The following is a 6,626-nucleotide window of genomic DNA, read 5'->3' as shown; positions in this document are numbered from 1 at the left end:
TACCTCTTCCACGCGGAACAGATGCTCAGGGACATCATCAACGGCGCGAACGACCACGACGTCACCGGGGTTCAGCTCCAGCTCAGTCATTGTCGGACTTCCACGTCCAGAGGACCGCCAGCAGAACCAGAGCTGAGACAGCGGGGTGGGACCGAGAGACCACCCAGATCATCGTCGTCAGGACAGCCTTGGGCGGTGGGTGCAAAAGAAAACCCCCGACGAGAACGCCGAGGGCAGACAGGTACTTCATGGATCAAACTCCTGCAGTTGCTTCTCTATTTAGATGCAGGAGGTTGCTCGGTTTTCTGGGGGGCAGGAGTGAGTAATGCCCGCTGGCTTGTATGCGCCCGACACCTGCGTTAGCCTGAGTCTCCCAAGGCGAATACTGGGTGAGGCCAGAGCAGGTCCATTGTACAGGGTTGAGTTGTCAACGATTTCGCGGGGTAGGAAAATGGCCGATACTGCATGCAACTATCAACGGATAGTCTCGGTTGAGGAAGTCAGGTGTGCTCTTGAAGAGGCGCAGTGCCAGCAATGTGGCATCACCACCAAAGAGTTAATGTGGCGCGGGGAGTTGCTCGAGATCTGCGGTGAGGAACTTTGCTCCGACATCTCAACGGGCAAGAAAACTTTCATCGCGATTGCACTATGCCCAAGCTGTCATGCACGGGCTCATCAGGACGCCGAGAACAAGCATAACCCCTGCCAGATAAAGGCTCGGTGGAGCCGAGAGGGCCTAGCGTAAGGAGTTGCCGGGCACCCGCCTCTCGCTTTGTTTTCTTACTTTCTTCAAAGCGGACGTTGGTTGAAGGCGGGCTGAATGACAGCTCTGCGGACAAAGCCGCCCGATGCTGGCGCAGCGAAAATAATATCGATTGTTCGACAGTGTCACGGTATCGCCCGCGACGGCGCAGCACGATTTCTCGATACCGGACGTTCAAATCATGAATATAGGCCAAAACTTAATCAGGCCGTTCGCTTCGCTCGGATACAATGTTTCAAATGCGGAGCAAGCTGCCTTATGCTGCTGCGGAGACAACTGGCTTGTTGCGCCACCGTACCTTTGAAAGACAAGCACCCGCCCAGCCAAATTTTTTTAGCGAGCGCAGTTTCCGTCACGTTTTTTTTAGTGTTAACTTCGCAGTACTGCCCGCATTTTGGAGGAGAGGGGCAAACCTTGGAACGCAGGCTTGCCGCCATATTCGCCGCAGACGTAGTCGGTTTCAGCCGTATGATGGCCGAGGATGAGGTGGGCACTTTCGAACGTTTGACCACGGTGCGCCAAGACATCCTCACCCGTTTGATAGATGAAAAGAACGGGCGGATCGTCAAGCTTATCGGCGACGGACTGCTGGCCGAATTTGCAAGCGTTGTTGATGCCGTCGAGGCTGCGATCCAGATACAGGAGGCGGTTAAGGACAGAAACGACACCATTGATCCCCACCAGCGTATCGAATTGCGGATCGGTATCAACCTGGGAGATCTAATCATCGATGGCGACGACATTTACGGAGACGGTGTTAACATTGCGGCGCGCTTGGAACCCCTAGCTACGCCCGGAGGCATCTGCATCTCGCGCGAGGTTTACGAACACACGCGCGGCAAAGTTAGTAAGCTATTTGAATCTGCGGGTGTCCACCGGGTCAAAAACATACCTGAGCCTCTCACGGTATTTCGGATGGCGGACCCGAATGGCTCGAAATACACTTCACTGTCTCGCTTCAAAGTTCGAGGCGCTGTCACGGCGGTGGCCGTAATCGCGGTTCTTTCAGGTGCCGCTTTTATATTGCGTGATGGCATAGTTGCCCTTTTCGGCGGCGCTGAAAGTGAAATCATCGCGGCAGAGGACGGGCTGCCTTCTCTCGTCGTGTTGCCCTTTGAAAACCTCGGGCTGCCAGACGCGGAACGCTACATCGCAGATGGGCTCACGGACGATCTGATTACAGATTTCTCGAAAGTCGCCGGGCTGATGGTGATCGGCAGCAACACCGCGTTTTCCTATCGGGACCGGACAATCGACAGCAGGGCCATCGGCCGCGAGTTGGGGGTGGGCTATGTTCTCGAAGGCAGCGTGCGCAGAGCGGGAACTCGGCTTTTGGTCAACGCGCGGCTGACAGATGTGAGCAGCGGGCAGACAGTATGGGCCGAGCGGTTGGAGCGAGACGAAGCCGATATTTTCTCCATGGAGGCTGGCCTGATAAACGAGATCATTGATCAACTTGGTGTAGATGTGAGTGTGTCCGAAAAAGAGCGGATCGAACGCCTACCTACAACGGATCTGGAAGCATATGACTTCTTTCTCAGAGCCGAAGAAGCCGCTCGCAGCGGCTTTCGGCCCAAGCTGCGCGAAGCGTTGAGCCTCTATTCGGAAGCAACCGCAATCGACCCGACTTTTGCCAGGGCATTCGCGGCACAGGCCCGCACCGAGGCATTGATCATGCGCCGCAACTATGACGATGTGCTGCCCTTTCCGGTCGCCCGGAAACGCGCCTACGAACATGCTGGTCGTGCCTTAGAAATTGATCCCGATGCGGCGATGCCTTTCGCAGTATTAAGCGAGTTGCAGACTGTGGATCGAAGGTATGAGGAAGCGATGCGCTCGGCGCAGCTTTCTGTCGAGAAAGCCCCCGGTGAAGCATCTGCCTATCTTGCGCTGAGCTTTGCGCAAACATTCTACGGACGACATGAAGAGGCGATCGAGAATTTCGAAACGGCTCTGCGTCTCAACCCACTATTGCCGGGCTATGCACGTCAGATCGCAAGCTTGTCCTATATTCTGACAGGGCGTCCCCAACGTGCCGTCGAAATCCTTGAGGAGATAAAAGGCAATTCTCAAGGTATTGAGGACTACTTTAACATCCTCGCTGCCGCCTATGGAGAGGCTGGCCAGACGCAAAAGGCGCAAGCAACTGCAGACGAGGTGGCCGAATTTGCTCCGCATACTTCGGCGCAACTCTACAAGGTCTTGTTTGCGCATTTTCGGAAGCAGGAAGAACTCGATCGGATCATTGATGCAATGTTGACTGCGGGCGTGCAAGAATGGCCCTTCGACTTTCAACCTGGCGCGCGCGAAAAGCTATCTGCCGACGCGGTTACCGCTCTGATCGATGGCAACATATGGCAGGGAAACTTCGAAGGCCGCGGACCCGGCTTGATGCAGATTTCAGAGAACGGAAGTATGGCCTTGCGCGCATCCACATTGTTTGTCACTGGATCGGCATTTGTGAAAGATGACACATTGTGCTTGCAACAACCCGGTCTTTCGCTTGGTCGCCCGGCTTGTGGCATGGTCTACAAAAATGCCGAAGAAGAGGTCGGGGCGAGCGCGCCTTACAGCTACATCAACCCGCATATTCTGTTTCACTTTAGACCTGGCGGATGACCATCATCCGAGGTGCGCGTCAGTTGGAGTAATCCTTGGCTGCCAGCGGCTTGGTCTTCTCCCAATTCGCATCCGCCTTGGCGATCACCGCCTCCCCTTCTGGGTGGTCAAGCATTTCTGCTCCGGTCGGGTCCGATATAAAGTAAAGCTTCCCATCGATGATCCGCCAGGAATTTACTGGGTCGATATTTTCAGACGCGTTGGCCCCAAGGCCGACACCCAATGTGCAATACCCGCCGTATTGCGGAGCGTATTTGGTTGGGTCAGACTTAAACAGTTCGCGGTTCTCCGCGCTGTTGAAGTGCCATGGCGTGCCAAGCCAATCATATGCGAACTCACTTGACCCCTTTACCGCACGGCTTTCGGTGAAATAGGCAACAGTATCATAACCCTTGATTGCAACATCGCCGAAAGGCCCAGTGTTGATGGGCTCATCCGCCAGCGCACTCGTGGTCATGCCTGCAATAACCAGCCCGCTCATCAGAAGTCGAATGTTCATTTTTTGACCTTACCTTATGTGCCTGCCTCCAAACACAGGCGGTGAAATTCCGGGCCGAAGGCATCCGGCGGGGGGCATGTGGCTCCGTTCTGCTTCAGCAGCCCAACGATATCATAGTGTTTACGGAACATCGTTCGGATTAGAACCGAAAAGCCATCGTTATCGAGTGTCACAATATCCGCACCGTTGTCGAGCAGTAGCTCGATCATCTCGATATGACCCTCATCGGCCGCCATGAAGATGGGTGACTTTTCGGCCCTGTTGATGCGTCCATTCACGTCTGCGCCTTTAGCGAGAAGCAGCTGCGCTGTCTCAATCTTACCGCCGAAGGCAGCCGCGTGAAGTGGAGTGAAACCGCTGTGGTTACGCGCCATCACGTCAGCCCCTGCTTCGATCAGAGCCGCAGCGGTTTCGGTGTTTCCAGCCAACGAAGCAGCGATCAAGGGCGTAGCCTTGTTCGGCCCCCGCTCATCAACCGAGGTACCGCTTTCCAACAGAGCCTTAACGGTCGCTGTATCGCCCTGCTTTGCTGCATCGAATAACTGACCTGCTTGAGCGGGCCCAAGTATAAAGAATGCAGTTGTAAAGATGGTAATAATCCAACGCATGGATCTACCTCCCCTGTTTGAAGTCTACAGTGAGCCGCTGTTTCGCGCAACGACGGCTTATTCGCTGCGGTGTTGAGGACGAATCCGATCGAGTGGGTTTAGTCCATGCAGCGGCCTCAGAGACAACGAGTGTTTTGTCCGCGATGGAGTCGTAGTGCCTCCGAATTTCGCCGCAGCAAGCATGAGTGTTTGGTCTTTAATCTGCGCCGCGGCGCTCCGGTTTACGAGAAGTAATGCTGCACCGGCGTGGTCTACTGGTCGAGAAGGTCTGCTTCGGGCTCGAAGCAGAAATTCGTCGTAGGTCCCTCGAACGACCACTATGCGGACAAAGCTGCCTCCGCCTGGCGTCCGCTCTGCAATTCTCTGGTCTCGCAAGCCCTGTGTGATATCCATGTTGAAATGTGATCAGGAACCGAGGGCAAATTGTGCCGGACTCACAGGACAACGCCTATAAACAAACCCTTCGAGCCGAACTTGTTCGAGCGCGTGACCGTGAGGCCGCGACGCGGGAAATCCTGACTGTCATAAGCCAAAGCCGCGACGATGAGACGCCAGTTTTTCATACAATCGTAAAAAACGCAGCGCGGTTGTGTAGTGCTCCGATGACCTTTGTGGTTTTGATCAATGAGGACCATACCGAATGGAAAATAGCTGCTGCCACGGGGGAAGCGACTACTATGATGAAGGTCGGCAACGTCTTTCAAGTCGGCCGAGAATTTGCACCTTACAAAAGCGTCAAAACGCGTCGGATCGTCGAAGAACCTGATATACGCGAGACGGAGTTCTACAAATCCAGGCATGCGGATGCGATAAAATTGGTGGACGTCGATGGTATCCTGTCGCGTGTGTTCGTCCCGCTTGTTTCGCAGGGGAAATCTCTTGGCAATCTGGTTCTGTTGCGACGAGAGGTCGGCAAATTCGCACCTGACGACCTGCTTTTGGTCGATAACTTTGCCACCGAAGCCGTCATCGCCATCGAAAACGCGCGACAGTTTAGAGCCTTGGAAAAGCTAAATGCAGAACTTGGAGACCGCGTCGAGGAACAGGTAGGCGAGATTGAGCGAATGAGCCGCCTTAAACGCTTTCTTCCCAACGCTGTCGCCGACACGGTGATCTCCTCAGGCTCTGAGGCCTTGTTGAAAAGCCATCGCTCCCTTTTGGGTGTTATTTTTTGTGACATTCGTGGGTTCACGGCATTTTGCGAAACTGCGGAACCCGAAGAAACCATCGAGGTGTTGCAGACCTATCACGAGGAAATGGGGAAGCTGATCAACGCGCATGGAGCGGGCGTAGACCATCGTATGGGCGATGGGATCATGGTGCTGTTCAACGATCCGTTGCCCTGCGAAGACCCTGCCAGAGACGCGGTTCGGCTCGCGGTTGCGATGCGCGCGAAAATGGTTGCGTTGTCCAAGAAATGGAAGCGGCTTGGTCATAGACTTGGATTTGGCGTGGGCGTGTCACTCGGATATGCGACCGTAGGCATAGTCGGGTATGAAGATCGATCAGACTACACCGCCTCGGGCACTGCGATCAATTTAGCGGCTCGTCTCTGCGATATGGCTGAGGACGGCGAGATACTACTCAGCACCCGCGCAGCGATCGCTGTGGAAAACGAATTCCCGTCGGTCTCAGCAGGAGAGGTCACGCTCAAGGGCATCCGCGAACCGGTTGAGGTTTTTCGAATGACCAAGGGCAATGCAGAGTAGAATAACACGCATTGGCGACGGTTGCTCTGAAGGCTGCTTAGGGCTCTAACCAGTCCTTCGCAGCACTAGATATGAACGTCCGCTCCACCCCCAAACCGCCAGCACCAGCGACCAGTCTTCAGCCCCCCGGAACGACTCGTCAGCGGTTGTCTCAGCGCCGGTGGGCGGTTGTTTAGCGATATCGTCAGCACCCAGTCAGCACACGATAACAGCCTCTCTAGCGGTCAAAATGCCCCGTGCTCACTCGTCCTTCGTCCTCGTTCCGCCCCAGAAACCGCCCCAGTTCCGGTCACCAGTTGGAAAAGCCGATAACAATCATCGGACGGCAAGGATTCCTACCGCCCCAGCCAGTTCATCAGAACATGGAACGACGACAGGCTCTTGGGGCTAAACCCTCCGAGAAATGCCCCCGTTTATGCCCCAGTGGT

The 6,626-nt window shown here is 55.1% G+C and carries 5 protein-coding genes; 2 read left to right on the top strand and 3 right to left on the bottom strand.

Going from position 1 to position 6,626, the window contains the following annotated elements; translation table 11 throughout:
• Window positions 1–82 precede the first annotated feature (82 nt).
• Window positions 83–250: a hypothetical protein gene (locus ABWV79_RS22205; RefSeq protein WP_353394991.1), complete on the bottom strand. Its 168-nt coding sequence runs from the start codon at window positions 248–250 to the stop codon at window positions 83–85.
• A gap of 927 nt (window positions 251–1,177) precedes the next feature.
• Here ABWV79_RS22205 and ABWV79_RS22200 point away from each other — a divergent pair.
• Window positions 1,178–3,382 (top strand): adenylate/guanylate cyclase domain-containing protein, encoded by a 2,205-nt coding sequence (locus tag ABWV79_RS22200; RefSeq protein ID WP_353394989.1) that lies wholly within the window; start codon window positions 1,178–1,180, stop codon window positions 3,380–3,382.
• 19 nt (window positions 3,383–3,401) lie between these two features.
• Here the strand turns inward: ABWV79_RS22200 and ABWV79_RS22195 are convergent, their stop codons facing one another.
• Both ABWV79_RS22195 and ABWV79_RS22190 read right to left on the bottom strand, forming a co-directional pair.
• On the bottom strand, window positions 3,402–3,881 hold the full coding sequence (locus ABWV79_RS22195; RefSeq protein WP_170752043.1) for a YHS domain-containing (seleno)protein: 480 nt from the start codon (window positions 3,879–3,881) through the stop codon (window positions 3,402–3,404).
• A gap of 14 nt (window positions 3,882–3,895) precedes the next feature.
• The gene (locus ABWV79_RS22190; protein WP_170356191.1) at window positions 3,896–4,489 is read right to left on the bottom strand and encodes an ankyrin repeat domain-containing protein; all 594 of its coding nucleotides are present in this window, start codon (window positions 4,487–4,489) and stop codon (window positions 3,896–3,898) included.
• A 425-nt stretch (window positions 4,490–4,914) separates the two neighbouring features.
• Here ABWV79_RS22190 and ABWV79_RS22185 point away from each other — a divergent pair, with 425 nt between their 5' ends.
• The gene (locus ABWV79_RS22185) at window positions 4,915–6,198 is read left to right on the top strand and encodes an adenylate/guanylate cyclase domain-containing protein (protein ID WP_353394986.1); all 1,284 of its coding nucleotides are present in this window, start codon (window positions 4,915–4,917) and stop codon (window positions 6,196–6,198) included.
• The last annotated feature ends 428 nt before the right edge of the window (window positions 6,199–6,626 follow it).

It is taken from the genome of Ruegeria sp. HU-ET01832 (genome assembly GCF_040371315.1).
GTDB classification, from domain to species: Bacteria; Pseudomonadota; Alphaproteobacteria; order Rhodobacterales; family Rhodobacteraceae; genus Ruegeria; species Ruegeria lacuscaerulensis_A.
The sequence above is the reverse complement of the archived record's forward strand: the minus strand, read 5'-3'. Positions and strand labels throughout refer to the sequence as shown.

Bases quoted from the DNA above. Each gene is read 5' to 3' on its own strand.
- ABWV79_RS22205 (WP_353394991.1), bottom strand. From the start codon at position 250: ATGAAGTACCTGTCTGCCCTCGGCGTTCTCGTCGGGGGTTTTCTTTTG.
- ABWV79_RS22195 (WP_170752043.1), bottom strand. From the start codon at position 3,881: ATGAACATTCGACTTCTGATGAGCGGGCTGGTTATTGCAGGCATGACC.
- ABWV79_RS22190 (WP_170356191.1), bottom strand. From the start codon at position 4,489: ATGCGTTGGATTATTACCATCTTTACAACTGCATTCTTTATACTTGGG.